The sequence below is a fragment of the Pseudoalteromonas sp. 2CM41L genome (genome assembly GCF_023161905.1).
Taxonomy (GTDB): domain Bacteria; phylum Pseudomonadota; class Gammaproteobacteria; order Enterobacterales; family Alteromonadaceae; genus Pseudoalteromonas; species Pseudoalteromonas atlantica.
Genome location: NZ_JALNTN010000003.1, coordinates 111,210 through 130,901, shown reverse-complemented (window position 1 = coordinate 130,901; position 19,692 = coordinate 111,210). Strand labels below are relative to the sequence as shown.

At 41.8% G+C, this 19,692-nt stretch carries 14 protein-coding genes, 1 pseudogene and 1 riboswitch; of the genes and pseudogenes, 9 read left to right on the top strand and 6 right to left on the bottom strand.

All coding sequences use genetic code 11. From position 1 onward, the window contains the following. Positions 1-11 precede the first annotated feature (11 nt). Positions 12-1,397, bottom strand: a complete 1,386-nt coding sequence (lysC, locus tag MTF64_RS05445) for a lysine-sensitive aspartokinase 3 (RefSeq protein ID WP_248450837.1) — start codon at positions 1,395-1,397, stop codon at positions 12-14. A 76-nt stretch (positions 1,398-1,473) separates the two neighbouring features. Then, a riboswitch (Lysine riboswitch) is annotated at positions 1,474-1,646 on the bottom strand. 290 nt (positions 1,647-1,936) lie between these two features. Here lysC and MTF64_RS05440 point away from each other — a divergent pair. From MTF64_RS05440 to MTF64_RS05425, 4 genes are all read left to right on the top strand, one after another. Continuing rightward, a complete protein-coding gene (locus MTF64_RS05440) occupies positions 1,937-3,208 on the top strand; it encodes a hypothetical protein (RefSeq protein WP_096739460.1) in 1,272 nt (423 codons plus the stop codon). Between the two features lie 3 nt (positions 3,209-3,211). After that, positions 3,212-3,760: a hypothetical protein gene (locus MTF64_RS05435; RefSeq protein WP_054983135.1), complete on the top strand. Its 549-nt coding sequence runs from the start codon at positions 3,212-3,214 to the stop codon at positions 3,758-3,760. Further along, positions 3,757-6,534, top strand: coding sequence for an ATPase (locus tag MTF64_RS05430; RefSeq protein WP_248450836.1), 2,778 nt, complete (start codon positions 3,757-3,759; stop codon positions 6,532-6,534). The genes MTF64_RS05435 and MTF64_RS05430 overlap by 4 nt, the downstream gene beginning before the upstream one ends. Before the next feature lie 108 nt (positions 6,535-6,642). Further along, the gene (locus MTF64_RS05425) at positions 6,643-7,194 is read left to right on the top strand and encodes a DUF4136 domain-containing protein (protein ID WP_248450835.1); all 552 of its coding nucleotides are present in this window, start codon (positions 6,643-6,645) and stop codon (positions 7,192-7,194) included. A gap of 147 nt (positions 7,195-7,341) precedes the next feature. Here MTF64_RS05425 and MTF64_RS05420 read toward each other — a convergent pair whose 3' ends face one another. Continuing rightward, complete coding sequence (locus tag MTF64_RS05420) at positions 7,342-7,830, bottom strand: peptide-methionine (S)-S-oxide reductase (RefSeq protein ID WP_248450834.1); 489 nt, start codon at positions 7,828-7,830, stop codon at positions 7,342-7,344. 177 nt (positions 7,831-8,007) lie between these two features. Here MTF64_RS05420 and MTF64_RS05415 point away from each other — a divergent pair, with 177 nt between their 5' ends. Next, positions 8,008-9,861, top strand: a complete 1,854-nt coding sequence (locus tag MTF64_RS05415; RefSeq protein WP_248450833.1) for a TonB-dependent receptor — start codon at positions 8,008-8,010, stop codon at positions 9,859-9,861. A gap of 717 nt (positions 9,862-10,578) precedes the next feature. On the opposite strand, the gene MTF64_RS05410 is transcribed toward MTF64_RS05415, so the two are convergent. Beyond that, entirely contained in the window at positions 10,579-10,842 is a 264-nt protein-coding gene (locus MTF64_RS05410) for a YkgJ family cysteine cluster protein (protein WP_029774574.1), read from the bottom strand. 169 nt (positions 10,843-11,011) lie between these two features. On the opposite strand from MTF64_RS05410, the gene MTF64_RS05405 reads away from it, so the two are divergent. The 4 genes and pseudogenes from MTF64_RS05405 to MTF64_RS05390 all read left to right on the top strand — a co-directional run bounded on the left by MTF64_RS05405 (position 11,012) and on the right by MTF64_RS05390 (position 17,892). Then, positions 11,012-12,193: an efflux RND transporter periplasmic adaptor subunit gene (locus MTF64_RS05405; RefSeq protein WP_248450832.1), complete on the top strand. Its 1,182-nt coding sequence runs from the start codon at positions 11,012-11,014 to the stop codon at positions 12,191-12,193. Continuing rightward, on the top strand, positions 12,190-15,339 hold the full coding sequence (locus MTF64_RS05400; protein WP_248450831.1) for an efflux RND transporter permease subunit: 3,150 nt from the start codon (positions 12,190-12,192) through the stop codon (positions 15,337-15,339). Before MTF64_RS05405 ends, MTF64_RS05400 begins: the two co-directional genes overlap by 4 nt. A 712-nt stretch (positions 15,340-16,051) precedes the next feature. Further along, positions 16,052-16,663, top strand: a pseudogene (locus MTF64_RS05395) (SulP family inorganic anion transporter); the annotation flags it as partial. A 338-nt stretch (positions 16,664-17,001) separates the two neighbouring features. Next, a complete protein-coding gene (locus MTF64_RS05390; RefSeq protein WP_248450829.1) occupies positions 17,002-17,892 on the top strand; it encodes a dienelactone hydrolase family protein in 891 nt (296 codons plus the stop codon). Positions 17,893-17,939: 47 nt separating this feature from the next. Here the strand turns inward: MTF64_RS05390 and MTF64_RS05385 are convergent, their stop codons facing one another. The 3 genes from MTF64_RS05385 to MTF64_RS05375 form a co-directional block, all read right to left on the bottom strand. Beyond that, on the bottom strand, positions 17,940-18,104 hold the full coding sequence (locus MTF64_RS05385; RefSeq protein ID WP_232510967.1) for a hypothetical protein: 165 nt from the start codon (positions 18,102-18,104) through the stop codon (positions 17,940-17,942). A gap of 183 nt (positions 18,105-18,287) precedes the next feature. Continuing rightward, entirely contained in the window at positions 18,288-18,446 is a 159-nt protein-coding gene (locus MTF64_RS05380) for a hypothetical protein (protein ID WP_248450828.1), read from the bottom strand. 13 nt (positions 18,447-18,459) lie between these two features. Beyond that, complete coding sequence (locus tag MTF64_RS05375; protein WP_055255044.1) at positions 18,460-19,395, bottom strand: LysR family transcriptional regulator; 936 nt, start codon at positions 19,393-19,395, stop codon at positions 18,460-18,462. Positions 19,396-19,692: the final 297 nt, after the last annotated feature.

Below are 19,692 nucleotides of genomic sequence, written 5' to 3'. Positions count from 1 at the left end.
GCTTTAAAAGCTTAAGCAGCGCTTTCTAATAAGCGGCTGTGTATTGCTTGTACCACGGTATCTGACTCGCTTTGCTCTACTAAAAAGCATAAGTTGTGCTTGCTTGCACCATGACAAATTAATCGAATATTAAAGTCTTTTAATACGTTCATTAAGTTCATTTCGTGCTGGCGTAGCTGTATTTCAGACCCTATAAGCGCCACTAAGGTTAAGTTGTTTTCAACCGATACATGACAAAATTCGGCCAATTTATCTAAACACGCTTGCTCAAGCTCAGGTCGCGAGGCATTAGGCGCGTTATCTAGGGTTATGGCAACACTAATTTCTGAGGTAGTAACTAAATCTACCGATATATTAAATTCACTTAAAATAGTAAATACACGGGCCAAAAAGCCACTTGCTAATAACATTTCTGGGCTTTTAAGCGTTAGCAATATTTGGTTTTTACGCTGCGTAACGGCACGAATACCTGGCTGCTGCGATTTTTCACGCTCAATCCACGTTCCTCCGCGCTCTGGCTCGCGGCTAGAGCCTACAAATACATTAATATGGCTACGGCTTGCTGGTAAAATTGTCGCAGGGTGCAATACTTTTGCGCCAAATGTCGCCATTTCTGCGGCTTCATCAAAGCTTAAACGGGCAATTGGCGTTGCCTTAGCGCATAAACGCGGGTCGGTGCTAAAAATACCCACTACATCGGTCCAAATATGTACACTTTTGGCGTTAATAGCCTCTGCTAATAACGCCGCGCTGTAGTCAGAGCCACCACGACCAAGCGTTGTGGTTTGGCCAAATTCATCACTACCAATAAACCCTTGTGTAATTATTACTTGCTCATCTAATAACGGAATTAATAGGTCTTTAGCAGCTTGTGCAGTGGCCGCAACATCGGGCGTTGCTTTACCAAATTGGCTATCAGTTTTAAGCACTTTGCGTACATCAAACCTATCTGCATTTAAGCCTTTTAAGCGCAGCACTTGAGCAAATAAATAAGACGATAAACGCTCGCCAAAGCTAAGCAGCTCATCGTGTTGTTGATCAGTGGTGAGTGTTTCAAGGGCTAACGTTTGAAATGCTTTTAACGTCTCGTTAAAACCCACCGCTAAATCGGCATCAAGCGACAGCTCATCTAAAATAGCCTGTTGAATAGCCAATACGCCATCGATGTGTTCTTGGCGCTGCTCTTTACTAAGGTCGGGTTTGCACAGTGCAACTAAGTGGTTAGTTACGCCGGCACTGGCGCTCACAGCTACAATACGTACGCTTTTATCTGCAACAATAATTTCGCTGCAGCGACTCATCGCTTCAAAGTTTGCAACACTGGTTCCGCCAAATTTGGCAACGATGTAATCTGATTTTGCGCCTGATACTGTTTGTGGCACTGATTGGGTAGTCATTTCGTCTCCTTTCGCGGTATCCAAACCGCTAAAAAACAAGAAGAACTTGGCAAAGGAATGCAAATAAGATGTGTCCACTGCCAGAAGCTCTCCACCTAAGTTGGTGACAGTTTTGGGGATTCAGCCCCATAAACCGAAAAACATGGTTGACGTAACCTTGTTTTCCTCGGCGAGTACTTCCCTCTTTAATGGTTATGGGCGTTCGTCACCTACCATTAAATACCTAAGTATCGCACCTCTTCTGAATGTTGTATTAACCTGTGGCTAATAAAACAAAACCCCACTGTGTAGCGGGGCTTTGAAAGTTATCGTTTAGACGTCTAGCTGTCAAGGTGTTTTAGTTAATATAACGCGAATAATTTAGCCAAGGTTTACATTGCTGGCTACTTTTACAGCGCTTAATATAACTCGCCTGTACGCCAGCTAAAAAAATGTGTAAATTAAGCCAGTTAATAACGAGTACTTTTTATTATAAAAATATAAAAACTACGCTCTGCTTTAAGTGTAGTTAACTCATTACTAGGATGTATCACCGCATTATGATCCCAGCTAAAAAGCTGCTTAATACCCTTAGCGAACATTGGGGTGTTTTAGAGCTATTATTTAAACGTTTTAAAATGGCCGACTTTAGCCTCAAAGACGTGCAAAACGCCATTAAGCAAAAACAGCCCACATGGACAAACGAGCGCATTTACAAAGAAACAAATCGTTTGCTCAATCAAGATATACTTATTCCATTGGCTAAATCATCCCAGCTTGAAATAAACCGCGCCATTGCCGATTTTGCGACCTTTTTATTACAAGAAGAACACCTAGGTTTAGCACAAGAAATTAGCGTTTTGGTTGATGATTTAGCACGCCTAGGAAACCGATTAGATAATGCCGGCGAAATAGAAGACTTTGACGATTTACGCCGCTATAGCCGCATTATGGATGATCGGGTGCGTAAAATAATGAAGCTTTACGCGCACAACGAAAACGCTATTTTAAACATTGTTGAGCAAGCTAAATCTGATCACGCGGTGCAATCTTTGCAAAAGCGCTACAAAGCGGTAATAGAAGCCTTTGACGAATACATAGAGCCGATGCTTGAAATGGTCGATATTCGCGGTGACTTTCATGCCTGTTTTACACTTATTGAGCAACAAATAAGTAAGCAAATAGAGCACATTGAACGCTCAGGTAAAGCCTACAACGACAAACGTATGCTTGAGCAATTGCGTACTCGGATACTCGAAATGCATTTAGTTGGCCGAGAAAGCTTACGCAAAAGTGCCGATATGCTTATGCCACTGCGCGAAGAGCTACGCCGTAATAACCTAATTACCCGCCAGGCAGCAAAAGTGCTGGGCCTTGTGCGTAAAAATGGCGTAGACAACATGCTAAGCGCGGTACAACCAAACTTTGTAAGCGATGCGCAGCGTTATTCGCTTGGCCAGCAGCGTCATATAGTTGCCTATATGGCAAGCTTGGTAGAATTTGAACACGAAGAATACCAGCTCCCAGAGCAACAAGACGTGCCGGCATTTGTTACGCCAAACATTCCTGATTACCACGATGTTAAAACAAGCTTTGCAAAACGCTTTAATAAAAAACGTAAAAAGCCCCAGCCATTACTGCAATTTTTAGATGAAAGCTACCCAGAATTAGACGCCGACGAAATGCTATTTTTATATCAAAAACTAGTCAGCGACAGTGAAATTCACATTAGCCAAAGCGATGAAAAAACACGCGTAAAAATTGCCGGCCAACATTTTTCGTTATACCCATTTAATTCTGCGCCTCAGCCAGATACACAGGCAGACGAGTAACACATGACACATATAAACTTAGACGAGCTTACGCACCTACAAGCCATTAATAAAAAATTAGGTGCGGGTTACCATATTTGCGAACAAGACAACGTAATGTGGCAAGAGCTTGACCAGCACATAGAATCTTACAGCGCCTTATTTAACGCCCTTGGCCACGATTTAAAACACGACAGCCGCGGCTTTTACTACTTTGCCAGCGACGAAAGCACGCCAAACATGGGTAAAATATCCCGTGCTATTGCACTGACTATTTACATTTTAATTGAGCACTTTGCCAATACGGGTAAAGACCCAATGCGTGCCCTATTTGATGAAGTAAACGACTTAGAACTGATGCAAACCTTAGTGCAAATTAATAAACACTTGTTTGATCAACTTGAGATATTTTCGGGCTCAGATTTACGAAAAGACGTATACCTGCGCATGGTACGTTTAGGCCTTGCCCGCGAAGTCGAAGGCGGCTTTATGCTACAAGCGCCTATTCACCGCTATATTGATGCACTTATGGAAGTAAACGAAGAAACCTACATTACAGAGGACGAGCAATGAAAAACTTATACGGACTAAGTAAACTCGCCCTACTTAATACCGCAGGCTATGCAAAATGTGTTATTCCGCTTGATAAAAGCAGCTCTATTTGTGCACCTAACAATACCGGTAAAAGCTCGGTTATTAACGCCCTGCAATTTCCGCTAATAAATGATTTGCGCCTAACCGAATGGGACGGGCACGATTTAGATGAAACCCGTAAATTTTATTTTTCATCGGATCAGTCGTACATTTTGCTCGAAGCCAACCTCCCCCATGGCTCGGTGGTTATTGGTGTAGCAGGCCTTGGTAAAATAGCCGGTTACGCGCACCAGTACTTTTGTTATCAGGGCAAACTTGATTTAGCGCAGTACACGCAAGGTAATACCATTATTAAGTTTACCAAGCTGTTTAATCATTTAAAAACGCAAGGTTACAACCCTATAGAGCTTAAAGCACAAGAGCTAAACGCCCTGCTTACCGGCGGCGCAACCCCTTTTGACGGCGACATTAATTTAAAAATGATCCCGCTAAATAATGTGCAAGACTCCGCCATTTATAAAGAAATTTTTAGGCGTATTCTTAACTTACACAAATTAGGCGCAAGCGATGTTAAACGCTTTATGCTACGTGTGTTTGAACGCCATATGTCTAACTCTAAAGTGGACTTTTACGAAGTATGGCGTCGCTCGTTTGATAAAGTAAATCGGGCTAAACGCGAGTTAAAAGCGCTTGAATCAATGCAAGAGCCAATAACAGCGCTTGAATCAATGCTTGAAAACCAAACCGTGCTTAAAGGTAAGTTAGCAGCCTACGCGCCTAAAATTGATCAAGCATTAATAGACTTTGATACCTACCAAGAAGAGCAACTAAGCGAACTAGCCATTGCCCTTGAAGACATAGAGCACGAAAAACACGAGTTTGAGCAAAAACAAAGCTTATACGTACAGCAATCGCGCGATATAGAGCGCAGGCAAACCCAAATAGAGCAATGGTTTTTAGATTACAGCGCTCTTAAAAGCGAATTTGAACTGGTAAATAAAGCCACCCTTAAAACCAACCTTGGCCAACTTAAGCAAGACTACGAGTCGCTTTCGCACTCTATTACCAGCGCACAAGGGCAAAGCCTACACACGCTTGATTACCGCATTAGCGAAACGCAAAAGCAAATTAAAAGCTTAAAACTGCAGCTTAAAAACCTTGAGTTTAATTTGTTTACTCGAATGCGCGAAGACCTATCACTTAAAGAAGTAGAAGAAATATCACGCATTTTAAACCCCGATATTCTCTCGTTTGCCACCACCAGCAATGGCGATATAACCATTGATGATGAAGACGCTTTTGGGAAATTTTTATCGCTATTAAGCGAAAACGTTAAAGGCGGTGTACTAACCCTACCAGGGGCAAGCATTAAACTTAAAAAACTTTCCCCAGTGCAAATGCAAAGCGGCGAAAACAAAGCCCAGCTTAGCGCTCAGCTAGACGCGCTGGAACGCTCGTTAAAAGAGTTTAAACAACAGCGCGAAGTAGCCGCTAACGTGGCCGATAAACAAAAAGAAAAAGATGCACTTTACGATGAGCTAATGAGCGCAGAGAGCGCCCTAAAACGCTTAGAGCAATTCGAGGTAATGCAGCAGTCGGTAGAAGCGCAATCCTTGCTAAAAGAGCAGTTATTAGCAGAGCGCGAACAAGTTGACGACTACCTGCAAGACATTCAAAAAAATAGTGGCTCAATTGCTGACAGGCGCTCGCTGATTAAATCTAAGCAAGAGCAAATTAATCGCCAAACCGAGCGCCTACGCCAAGTTAAAAGCGAGCGAATTGACCACACACTTGATTTATACAGCGGTAAAGTAACCCCGTATATGATTGATATAACAGTCGACTTTGATAACTTAAGCGACTTAGTACATCACTTTAATAAAGACTGCCAAGAGCTGCGCAACTTTGACATAAACGTGCGTAATACCTATTTGCATGTATATAACGCGGGCATTACTAAGTTCGATAACGAAAACGACGAATTTACTAAATACCAAAAACTTATTAGCGCATTTCATAACCTTGATAACGAACGCGATGCCGTTGAGCGCCAAGGCCGCGTAGCCCTGACCGAAGTGGCCGCCACAATTAAAGGCTTGCGTGAAGACTTAGACCGACTTCGCCGCGAAATGAACAGCTTTAATAAAGGGATAAGCCAGCACCGTATTTCTAACCTTCAAGCGTTTAAAATTAACGTAATACCGCGCAAAATGCTGGTTGATAGTATTGATACCATTATCAGCACGTCGCATCAGTTTGAACAAGGCGACACCCTTGATTTATTAAGCCAAGAACCTTACAGCGAAAGCGCGGTAAACGAAGCAAAAGATCACCTAATAAAACTTGCCTCCGACAAAGCAGGCCTTACATTAACTGACTTATTTGATATTCGTTTTGAAGTGGTTAACCGCGCAGGTGAAACCGAACACTTTGAAAAAATAGACTCAGCTGGCTCAAACGGGACGCGTATTACTATTAAGTTATTATGTGGCATGTTGTTTATTCGTTACTTATTAAGCGATCAGGAACAAAACCTTTACCGTATACCTATTTATATTGATGAAGCGGCAGACATTGACCCGCAAAACCAAAAAGCAATCATAGAAACGGCACTGAGCTTTGGCTTTGTGCCAATTTTTGCCTCGGTTAAGCCGCAGGTAAGCTGTGATTACATTGTACCTATTCGTTCAGTAAAAGATGGCGCCCAAAACTGGGTAGACGAAAAAGACTGGATTGAAGTTGAACACAATTAATTGGCCGTTAAGGCAAACCAACTAAACTAAAATATAGGACGTTAAACTAATACACATTTAAACGATGTGTGTTATTTTAAATTAACGCATTTTATTGGAGCAAAGGTAATGAAAAATATACTTATTGTTGCAGCGCTGACATTACTTACAGCCTGTACGCAAACCCCAGACTGGGATTACGACAAATCAGCCAACTTTAGTAATTTTAAAACATTTGCTTGGGTAGAAAACGCGAGCTTAACCAAAGACACCACAAACTACCAAATTAACGGCTTAATGGAAAAACGTGTACGTACTGCCGTTAATAAAGAGCTTAGCCAAACATTAGGTATGAGCTTAGTAGACCCAGCCCAAGCTGACGTACTAGTTAACTACCATGCATCGGTAGATAAAGAGCTAGAAGTAGACAGCTTTAACGTAGGCTACGGCGCACGTTGGGGATACTGGGGTACGGGCTTTCAACGCGATATTAGCGCCCGTGAATACGAAGTGGGTACTTTGGTGATTGATATTATTGAGCGCGAATCAAACCAACTTGTATGGCGCGGCGCAAAAGAAGGCCGTTTAAAGAAAAAACAATCGCCTGAGCAACGCGAAGCATCAATTAAAGAAACAGTCGCTAATATTTTAAGCAACTTCCCGCCGCAAAAGCAGCAGTAAGTTAAAATTAGCGTTAAGTAAGTTTTAAAAAAGCTCACATTATGTGAGCTTTTTTGTGGGTGTTTATTTTTGGGACTTCAGATTTAAATAATTATGAGCTGCGCTCATCACGTCAGCAGGCTGCACGTCTACAATACCGAGTTAGATTTACGCTTTATACTTATACAATAACTCAAAAGGTATATGACAATAGTCATCTGGGTGGTTAGTTAAACGGTCTTGATGCTCAGGATCGCTTGGTACGTAATTAGTTAGCCGCTCAACGTCGACTACAACTTTTTCTGCATCACTGCGCTTATTTATATAATTGTTTGCTGCGTCTAAATGGCCTTGGTGTTTGCTGTAAATAGCAGTGCGGTATTTAGGGCCTACGTCATCCCCTTGTTTATTAATGCTATATGGGTCAATAATTTCAAAAAAGTAGTCAAACAGCTTATTTAGGCTAACGGCGTTTAGGTCAAAAATTACCTTTACGCATTCTGCGTAACCATCGTAGTCGCCATCTGTAGTTTTACTTGAACCATTAGCGCGCCCTGCCTGTGTGCTAACAACACCTGGTAAGTGTTTCATAAACTCTTGTACGCCCCATAGGCAGCCACCAGCAAAGTAAATAGTATTGTGTTCTTTAGTATCCATTATAAATGCTACCTAATGAGTAAAGTGTGAATGGTTATCAAATGCAGATATTAACAAATTAATGTACAATCGCGCACAAAATTACTGCTGTTACATTTGGCTATTTTATCATGCCCAAATATAAGCTTTGAAATTAATTGTAACCGCAGCTACAAATATAAAAACGATGAGAAACACATGAACCGCACACCACACATTATATTGCCTGCACTATTATGCAGCGTTACTCCATTTGCTTACGCTAATACGTTATCTGATGAGTCTTCAATCGAGCAAATAACAGTGGAGGCTTCGCCTACTGCGAATAAACTGCCTGTAGGTACATTTGACTCGCCTATTTCTAATTTAGAGTACGACCCACGTGTAGATCTTCAATCACGAAATATGGCTGAGGCACAAGCTGATGTAACTATTCGTGGCGGTATTTTTGAAAACACCGGCTTTAGAGTAGGCAGTGCTACCCTGCTTGACCCGCAATCTGGTCATTATTTTGCTGAAATTCCCATTGCACCGCAAATGCTAAGCGGCCCAGCAGTTTTAACCTGTGCTGATAATGCACTGTACGGTATGAACAGCTCTGTAGGTACGGTTTCGTTTGGTTGGAAACCGATTATTACTGGCGGTAGTGTATCGCTTGGTACTGGTACGAACGACTTTAATCTTCAAAGCATTCACGCTGCTAAAAACACACAACTTGATAGCTTAGCTGACTATACCTTAGGTTTTGAAGGTGAATATTCTCACTCGCAAAGTGATGGCACTATTGATAATGGCGATCATGACTTTTCGCGCGCCTCAGCTCGCGTGCAATTGGCAAGTGAGAATAGCCAAACCGATTTATTTTATGGCTCACAGGATAAGTTTTTTGGCTGGCCTAACTTGTATACCCCTTTTGGCGTTAACGAAACTGAAGATCTAGAGACTCGCCTTTGGATGCTTAACCACAAACAAAATTACGCTGAAAACAGTAATTTTGAAGTATCGGCGTATTACCGCACCCATGACGATCACTATATTTACTCGCGCGAAAACCCAAGTGCATTCGAAGCGTTTCATAAAAGTGAAGTTAAATCGCTTGCTCTTTCGGGCCGCCATGCACAAAGCAATGCGTTTGCAATTAATTACTCAGCACAATTTATTGATGACTCGATTGAATCAACCACACTTGAAAACAATTTTACCTCACGAAAATATTATAAGCTGAGCGTATTGCCTCAATACACTATGGCGCTAAAAGCTAACCAACAGCTTATATTTCGTTTAGGGGCTGCGTATGACGATACAAACCGTGATGATGCTGAGGTATCTGCCATTGGTGATATAACCTTAAATACCCAAAATAATGACGGCACAGCGCAAAGTGTTTATTTATCGTACGCGCAGGCGAGTCAAGTTGCAGGCTATACAGCTATTGGCGGCAGCGATTCTGGCGGGTTATTTAGAAGTAACTACAACCTTGAGCGCGAAACCACTGCAAACTTAGAGCTAGGTTTATTACTTGAAGAGCAAAGCTGGCAGTTAAACTCGGCTATTTTTTATCGAAAAGATAATAACTTAACCGACTGGACCTTTAATTTTGACTCTACCTCGGCGCGCTTTGCAAACCCGGTTGATATTGATACTGCAGGGGTTGAATTTTTAGCGACTAAGCACTTTGATACAGCAAAACTTATTGCTAGCTACACCTATTTACATAAATCAGAGAACTACGGCGCTGCCGATATTGATGCCAGTTTTTACGCGTTAAACTTTCCCGATCACCGTTTAACACTCGGCGCTGTGTATAACCCAACTGATATTTTAGAATTTAGAATAGATAACGAATGGCGTACACAACACAAAAATGCACTTAGAAACGGCAATGACAACGCGTTATTTACCCAGCTAACGCTTAAAATAACCCCGCCTCAGTTAAGCAATTTATTTATTACTTTAGCGGCTGACAACTTATGGGATGAGTCGTTTGAAGAAATACCTGGTACACCAGGGCGCGGTGAACAATATACGTTAAGCGCAACGTATAGTTGGTAAAATTAAAGCAGCGTTTACAAACTCAATTTATACTTTGATTTGTAAACGCTGTGTTTATTGATACAAAAGCATAGTTTTTACGAAAAAAAAAGTTGCACAAAGAGAAGCGAATGAGGAGTAAATGAGAAAACAAAAGCCAACTATTGCTTAAAGTTAATCTCTTCCTCTAAAAGCCCCGCGCCTCTTGCCCTCTTTGTGAGTTACTCACTTTATGGCCTTAAGCAGCGCGTTTTTATATAAAGCAAAGCTAAAAAGTTGCACAAAAAGAAACGAATAAGCAGTAAATGAGAAAACAAAAGCCAACTAATACTTAAAATCAATCTCTTCCTCTAAAAACGCAGCGCCTCTTAACCTCTTTGTGAGTTATTCACTTTATGGCCTTAAGCCAGCAAAAGCAGCACGTTTTTATATAAAGCAAAGCTAAAAAGTTGCACAAAGAGAAGCGAATGAGGAGTAAATGAGAAAACACAAACCAACTATTGCTTAAAGTTAATCTCTCCCTCTAAAAGCCCCGCGCCTCTTGCCCTCTTTGTAAATAATCCACTTTTACAGGCTTTGCCTGTCACGTAAGCAAGCTTTACGTCTACAAAACAACCATATATCTGCACATTTGCGGAAGACGCAGAGCTTGCTCGCATGAAAAGCGCAGCTTTTAATTACTTAAAAAAATTACTCAGTAATAGATAAATGTAAATATATGTGTATTAACTTCGTAAGCTAGGTTAACTGCTCAAGTTCGGTAATAAGCGCTAGAGCCTCTGCATTAGTTGACCCACATACATCGCGCGTGGCGCTAAAATCGCTACATACTTTAGGGCGACTTTCATCGCCAAATAGTTTACATAAATTGTTCTCATCAAGCTGAATACAACGCTCTCCGGCTTTTTTACCGTTTGGCATTCCGGGGATTGGGGAGCTAATACTCGGTGCAATGCAACATGCGCCGCAGCCTAAGCGACATGCCATAGGCTCTGTTTTCATAAATACCTCTGTTAGTTAAAGCCAGGCCTCTGTATTTAAATTAAGACCCTGCCTAGCCCATTATTTATCTGTAATACACATATGTAATGCTTTGTTACATCTTAAAACGCCTTGTAAACACTTTATTGCGTATTATTGCCTTGTCACCAAATATATGAAGGAATGCCTTGTGGCTACTAAAAAACAAATTTTATTACCAGTCGCGGTTTTAGCAGCCGGGATTGCACTCGCTTTTGGCCTTTCAGCCATGAAAACGCCACCAGAAGAAAAACCAGAACAAGACACTCGCCCACTTGTTACTGCGCAAAACGTAAACATTGATGCAATAACGCTCGATGTTAAATCGTACGGCGTAGTAAAACCTAAAGACCGTACAGAGCTGGTTGCACAAGTAAGCGGGCAAGTTATTTCAGTAGCCGAACAATTTGTTGAAGGCGCGTTTGTTAAGCAAGGCGATATTTTAGCACGAATTGATCCAAATGATTACGAGGCCGATTTAATTGAGGCCGAAGCAGGCCTTGCCCAAGCAAGTTCAGCGCTTGAAATAGAACGCGCGCAAGCTCACGTAGCTAAAGCCGAATGGGAGCGTATTAAATCAGACTCAAGCGATGCAATTGCATCGGAGCTTTATTTACGTAAACCACAACTTGCAGAAAAAATGGCAAACTTTCGCTCTGCCCAAGCCCGTGTAAAACGCACTAAACGTAATTTAGAACGCACGTACATCAAAGCCCCTTACGACGCTATAATAAACCAACGCACCATTAGCTTAGGCTCAGTGGTTAGTGCGGGTAGCAAGTTTGGCGAGCTAAGCGCTACCTCAGTTGCAGAGGTACGTTTACCGGTTGCAGATAAAGAGCTGCAATACTTAGATAACGGCGGTATTGGCGCATTGGTTACGCTTAACGCTGAATTTGCCGGCAAGCAAACAACCTGGCAAGCCAAGGTTGTACGAAGTGAAGGTGTGGTTGATAAAACCAGCCGTATGAGCTATTTAGTTGCTCAGTTACCAACTCCGTACGCTGATAACACCAAACCACTGCGTTTTGGCTCTTATATAAATGCCACCATAAAAGGCCGCGCGCTTGATAACGCGATTATAGTGCCGCACCATTTAGTTAAAAATAACAAAATTGCTATTTTAAACGACGATCACACCCTGAGTTTTAAAACGCTTAATATTGTACGTGAACAAAACGGTATGGTGATTGCGGACCAAGGCTTAAACAGTGGTGAGCAACTTATTACCTCTGCCCTTGAATACCCAACAGAAGGCATGGCGGTTAAGCTGGAAGGCACTGAGCCTAAAAGCGATGTGACTCAATTAGCACTTAAAGAGGATACACCATGAGTACCTCAGAAAAAGGCTTAATTGCTTGGTTTGCACGTAACCCAGTGGCGGCAAACCTCATCATGATTTTTATACTTATTGGCGGGCTTTTAACTGCGCTGACAATTCGTAAACAGGCATTTCCGCAGTTTGAAAGTAACTGGGTGAGTATTCAAGCGGTATACCCAGGCGCAGCCCCGCAAGAGGTTGAAGAAGGCATAACCATAAAAATTGAAGAAAACCTTGAAGGTACCGAGGGTATAAAACGTTTAATCACTTACTCTAACCGAGGTTATGCGCAAGCGTGGGTAGAAATAGAAGAAAAATACGACCTACAAGAAGCCCTAGACGAAATAAAAGCGCAAGTTGATTCTATCAATACCTTTCCGGCAGGAATGGAGCGCCCCGTTATCCAACGTGAAAAATTTCAGCAAGAGGTGATGATCCTCGCGCTTTATGGCGACATGAGTTACTACCAGCTTAAAGAGCTAGGCAACGACATAAAAGATGAACTACTCGCCTTACCTGGCGTTAATTTAGTCGACTTTTACAGTGGCCTAGATTACGAAATAGGCATAGAAATAAGCCCCGACAAACTACGTGAATATGGCCTAACTTTTAGAGATGTTTCAAGTGCGGTGCAAAATTTTTCTACCAATATGTCGGCAGGGCAAATTCGCTCTGACACTGGCTATATTTCAATGCGTGTTGAAAAACAAGCCTACCGTGGTGGTGAATTTGCAAAGCTTCCGCTTATAACGCTTGCCGATGGCGCACAGATTAACTTAGGCGATGTAGCAACGATTAATGATGGCTTTGAAGAAGGCTTACTTTACTCTAAATATAACGGTAAAAACTCACTCACGTTTGAAGTAGATGCCTCAAAAGATCAAGACATTACCGATGTAGCTAAAATTCTTAAAGGCTACATGGCAGAAAAACAATCGAAACTTCCACAAGGCGTAAAGCTCTCCCCTATTGTTGATTTAACTTACTACCTTGAAGGTCGACTCGATATGATGATCGACAACATGGTATGGGGCGGTATTTTAGTAATGATAGTGCTGGCACTGTTTTTACCGCTGCGTTTAGCTTTTTGGGTAATGATGGGCTTACCGGTGTCTTTTTTAGGTGCCTTTTTGTTTATGCCAATTGGCTTTTTAGACATCACCATAAACATGGTGTCGTTATTTGCCTTTATTATTGTACTTGGCATTGTGGTCGACGATGCCATAGTCGTGGGTGAGTCTGCCAGTGCCGAAATAGAAAAGCACGGCCACAGCCTTGATAATGTTATTCGCGGAGTTAAGCGCGTTGCAATGCCTGCCACTTTTGGTGTTTTAACCACTATCGCGGCGTTTTTACCGCAAGCTATGGCATCGGGCCCAGGCGCTGCGTTTTCTAAAGCCATTGGTGTGGTTATTATATTGTGTTTGATTTTCTCGCTGATTGAATCAAAGCTAATATTACCTGCGCATATTGCAGCCATGAACCCACGTAAACCTAACCCTAAAAACCCATTACATAAACTGCGTAATGTGGTTGATAGTGGCTTAAAACACTTTGTACAAAACTATTACACGCCTTTTATAGGTCATTGTATACATTATCGTTATACCGTAATTATTGGCTTTTTATGTATATTAATAGTCAGTGCAGGTATGTTTGCAGGCGGCTTAGTTAAGTTTGTGCCTAACCCTAAAATACCGCATGATTTTCCGCGTATTACGCTTGAAATGAACCTGGCCTCTTCGGAGCAAGCCACCCTTGAAACGGCTCGTAAAATTGAAGATGTATTACTCAAAGTAGATAAAGAGCTTGAAGAGCAATACGGCCAAAGCATGATCCGCGATTTATCGGTAAGCTTACGTGGGCGTACTCAAGCAAACATTATGGCTATTTTAGTAGAGCCACACTTGCGCCCTATCGACACCTTTGCATTAAGCACCCTGTGGCGCGAACAAATGCCCCCGCTTCCAGGTGTTAAAACGCTTAATATTCAAGATAATATTTTTAGCGGCGGACGTGATGACGGCGACGTAAGCTTTAGGCTACAAGGCAAAGATGCCGATGAGCTAAAAGAAGTAGCTGGTAAATTAAAAGCTAAACTACAAAGCATGGAAGGTGTAGGCGATGTAAACGACTCACTGCAAAGTGCCACCGACGAAGTACAGCTAGATTTAAAACCACTGGCCTACAGCATGGGACTTACTCTTGCCGACGTTGCATCGCAAGTAAGCTTTAGTTACTACGGATTAGAAGCACAGCGTATTTTACGCGAAGGCGAAGAAATTAAAGTAATGATACGCTACCCAGAAAGCGAGCGTAACTCAATTAGCAACATTCAAAGTGCGCGTATTATTACCCCAACCGGCGCAGAAGTACCGTTAAGCGAAGTAGCCGAAGTTAGGCTAGTAGATGGTGTAAACCGTATTCGCCGCGAAAACTCAAACCGTACTGTTAATGTGTGGGCAGCAGTAAATACTGACCAAGTTGAACCGTTTGCTATTGCAGAAGAAATTCGCGATACCTATTTACCTTCACTGCTTAAAAGCTACCCAGGCGTTAAAAGTAACGTGGCTGGGCGCGTACAAGAAGAAATGGACAGCGCCGATGAGCAGTTACGCGACTTTGCTATATCGCTGATGATTATATTTGCCTTATTGGCCATTCCGCTTCGCTCTTACTCGCAGCCGCTTATTATTATGTCGGTTATTCCATTTGGTGTAGTAGGTGCAATGTTTGGTCACGTAATATTAGGTATGACCATGAGCGGGCTGTCTATGTTTGGCATTATTGCCGTAGCTGGCATAGTCGTAAACGACTCACTCGTAATGGTTGATTTTGTAAACAAAGCACGCGCAGAAGGCATGGCCGTAAAACAGGCCGTTATGCAAGCCGGTGCAAAGCGCTTTAGAGCTATATTGCTCACTTCAATCACTACATTTATTGGGGTAATGCCAATTATTATGGAAACCAGCTTACAGGCTAAAATAGTTATTCCTATGGCGGTATCGCTGGCCTTTGGTGTGCTATTTGCCACGGTAATTACTTTAATACTTATACCTTGCCAATACGTAGCACTAGAAGACGCTAAGCGCCTTACCCGTAAGCTACTTGGTAAATCGCAGCCTATAAGTATTCAACCGACACCCACTGCCAAATAATTAAAGTTTCTCTCCCAACCATTAAAGCTCGGCCTAATACGCCGAGCTTTTTATTGCCTGCAAATTGCACTGCATTATTAATAGTTTTTATAAAGTGTTTCAAATAAATTATGGGTAATTATTTTAATTATATCAGCGTATTATGCGCACTCAATTTAAAACATCGCTAACGCATTATAATTTTATTGCTTAGCATTAAGCTCACACCGCAATGGTTTTGAGCCGCTTGTCAGTTAAGTGCCCTCCACTTAGTTCTAATAACGTGGGCGTGTTGACCTTTGGCGTTTGAATTTGCAGCAGTATGTTTGGTTTTTAGGCAAGGCAGAGCCTATGAAGTGTGGTTACTCCCCATAAATAGGCGATAACGTAGCATAAATGCCAAACATACGCTGCCCTTTGGGTTCTGCCTAGGGGCGATAAACTCTTTCTTGCCTACATGGATGTAGATAAGGGGCGTGAGCAGGACGCGGAAGCTTTGCTCGGTTTTTACTTATTCTTACATGGATGTAAGTCATTAGAATAACGCAGGAGCAGTTATCGAGCCCACTAGGTTACAAACCTCGCGTCGCGATTTGATCGCCCCTAGATTGAACAAATCTCAATCCGCAAAGATCAACACGCCCTATACACGTAAATTTAAAACACCTAAACATACTGCTATTCGCTTAAAGCGCTATGGCATCTAGTTTATTTATGCACCCTAAGGAACCCTATGTTTGATTTAATAAGCAAACGCAGCGCTAATTTAAAAAATGATGTATTAGCCGGCCTAACCGCTGTGCTTACGCTCATTCCCGAAGCTGTTGCGTTTACCTTTGTAGCGGGAATTGACCCAATGATGGGGCTTTATGGCTCATTTTTTGTTGGCTTTATTACCGCCGTGTTTGGCGGCCGCCCAGGTATGATTTCGGGTGCTGCTGGCTCTATGGCTGTAGTCACCACCGCCTTTATTATTATGTTTGGGCTCGAATACTTGTTGGCCGCCGTGGTATTAACCGGTGTGCTGCAAGTTGTGTTTGGCGCTTTTAAAATGGGCAAATTTATTAGGCTGTTACCTCACCCTGTAATGCTTGGCTTTGTAAATGGCTTAGCTATTGTGATTGGTATGGCGCAATTTGGCCAATTTAAAGAAAACGTTCGCGTAGTTTACGATAAGCAACACGATATGTTTACCTACGCAGGCGATTGGATGCAACTAACCAGCCCAGCTATGCTTACCATGACGGGGCTAATTGCGTTAACTATGGCAATTGTGTATTTTTTACCGCGCTATACTAAAGCAATTCCTGCCCCTCTTGCTGCAATAGCAGTATCTACAGCGCTGGTCACCTTTACGCCACTTGAGTCCAGAGTCTGCCAAGTTATTGCAAAAAGCCGGTGATTTGGTTGAGGTTAACATTGTTGAAGACCCTAAATACCCTGTAGCCAACGACGCTATGGCGTAACACGTCACTTAGGTAACTCACTAAAAAAGCTCAGAATTTCCCGAGCTTTTTATAAATATTGATGAAGGGCTATGAAGGTAGATAAATTAAAGTTTACTAATCTTTTATTTTATATTAATGAGATCTATAAATTTAAAAGATAAACTGCTCGTTTTTTACTCCTAATACGTTATGGTATTTAAATAATAAATATACATAATAAAGTTAAGGAGCAGCCATGAATACCCCGCAATCAGATCATATCCCGCAAGAAGCCTTTGATTGGTTCGACGAATACGCCCACGGTTTAATGGACCGACGTACATTTATGAAAAAACTAGGTGGGTTAGCTGCACTTGGGTTTTCAATGAGTGTACTTACATCAGCGCTATTACCTAATTATGCGTTTGCAGAGCAAGTATCATTTAACGATGATGATATTAAAGCCACCTACGAAGAATTTGATTCGCCAAACGGGCATGGTAAAGGCAAAGGCTACTTAGCAGTACCTAGCAAAATTGAAGGTAAACTGCCGGCTGTATTAGTTATTCACGAAAACCGTGGTTTAAATCCATATATTAAAGATGTAGCCAGGCGCTTAGCCAAAAAAGGCTTTATTGCCTTTGCACCCGACGCACTCTTTGCGCTTGGTGGCTACCCAGGCAATGACGATGAAGGCCGCGCCATGCAAAAAACCATGGACAGAGCTAAAATTCAAAACGACTTTGTAGCTGGGGCTCACTTTTTAAAAAATCATTCTAATAGTAACGGCAAACTGGGAGCTGTAGGCTTTTGTTTTGGTGGTTATATTGTTAATTACTTAGCGGCGGTTGAGAGTGGTTTACTGAGCGCGGGCGTGCCCTTTTATGGCACACCTGCCAGTGAGTCACTGCACAAAAATATTAAAGCGCCTTTAATGATTCAATTAGGTGAGCTTGATAAACGCGTTAACGCTACATGGCCTGATTATGAAAAAAGCTTAAAAGCTAACAATGTTGAGTACACTATGCACATGTACGAAGGCGCTAATCATGGTTTTCATAACGACTCTACTGGGCGTTATGATGAGCAAAAAGCAGAACTTGCTTGGCAGCGTACCTTAGCGTTTTTTAATGAAAAACTAAGTTAACAATAAGGTAATGCCACCAGCTTGAAATGGGTGGCATTTTTTTTTAGTTAATTTAGCTCTGTAATGTGTAAAAGCTCACCAGATGGTCCCCATAAATAAATCACTTTACCCCACGGCTCTTGTTTTATCCCTTCAAAGCGAATATCAAAGTGAGTTAACTTACTAATGGTGTTAAAGGCTTCGTTTATGTTTAATACGCACACTTGCAGCATTAAATTTTCAGCAAATTCTTGGTTGTAGTAACGATTAATACCAATCGACTTAAATATTTAATCATTCTAGCGTGCTAAATAGAGCGCTAACAGCGTTATAAATTTCTTATGTAGAACAACTACATGACGATATTTATGCCTTGTTATCACGCTATTTAACTGTCGCTATAAATGCCTAATAACTTAACACGATTGGTATAAAAACAAACTACATTCACCTGATGTTGCAATACTTAAATCAGCTGATGCAGGCTCAACATTAAAGCCAAGCGCCTGATAAAAGTCGCACGATTGCTGATAATTTTTACACGGCACAAACACTCTAATAACATCAACTTGCATTATCAGTCCTTCATTAGCCAAGCACGCTTTTATCAATAATCCCTTTTGCAATAAGGGCTTTTAAAATACCGGCGCTTTTTTCTCTAAAGGCATCGCGAAGTAAGCGCACCGCCGGAGTGATTGACTGCCTACTTGGACACACCAACCAAAGCTCTGTAGGCGTGGGTTTAAAGTTTGGCATAACACTTATGACATTACCGGCAAGTAATTCATTAGACATATCTAAGCACGATTTAACCGCCAGCCCCTTGCCCGACACACACCAGCGCCTTACTAAATCGCCATCGTTAGCCGCATGGCCACCGTGCAATTTTACTTTAAACTCTTCGCTGGCATCGCTAAATACCCATACATCTTTAATTATATCTTGCAGTTGATAAAACAGCCCTTTATGTTCTGTTAAATCATGTGGATGAGCAGGCGTGCCATGTGTATCAAGGTAGCTTTGTGCTGCGCATAAAATACGCGGTACATCGCAAATTTTAAAACCGTACATGCTGGCATCGTTAGGTTTACCATAACGCAGTGCAATGTCGACCGAGTCACGATAAAAGTCGATATTACTGTCGCTTATATTGGCGCGCAAGCTGAGCTGAGTGTGGGTTTGCATGAACTCGTCAAGCCAGGGGATCACAATGTTGCGCCCTAAATCAGAAGAAAGCGCAATACGCAGCTCGCCATCAATTATATCGTCATCGCTTTTAAGTGTATTTTTGGCTTGTTCAAGCATTGCCAATGCTTGCTGGCATTGCGGAATGTAACGCTCGCCGGCTGCAGAAAGCCTTAAATGGCGAGTGGTGCGTATAAATAGTTCAAAACCTAAAGCCTGCTCTACCCTTTTAACAGCAGCACTTGCTGTGGCGGTGCGCATATCTAAATTTGATGCTGCAGCAGTAATACTTTTAAACTCTGCCACTTTTAAAATTACCTGTAAGTCTTCTAAAAGCATTGTGTATTAATCCATTATCAACTTAATAATTTAATTATTATTTTTGGCAAAATTAAGCGCTTTAGGTTTGCTTACAGTGTATTGAGCAATCAAAAAGTGATTTATTGTCTATTTATATTTGACAATGCTTATCTATTGCGCGGTTTATCAATATAAAGGCAAATATTACACTGTACCCATCAGCTAGTCACTAACCACTATTTATTAAATTAGGACAATCTTGAGGGCGTTTATTAGTAAACCCAGCTTTTGGGCATTAATAGTATGTTTAAAAAGCAAATTTGTTTAAAGCAAGCG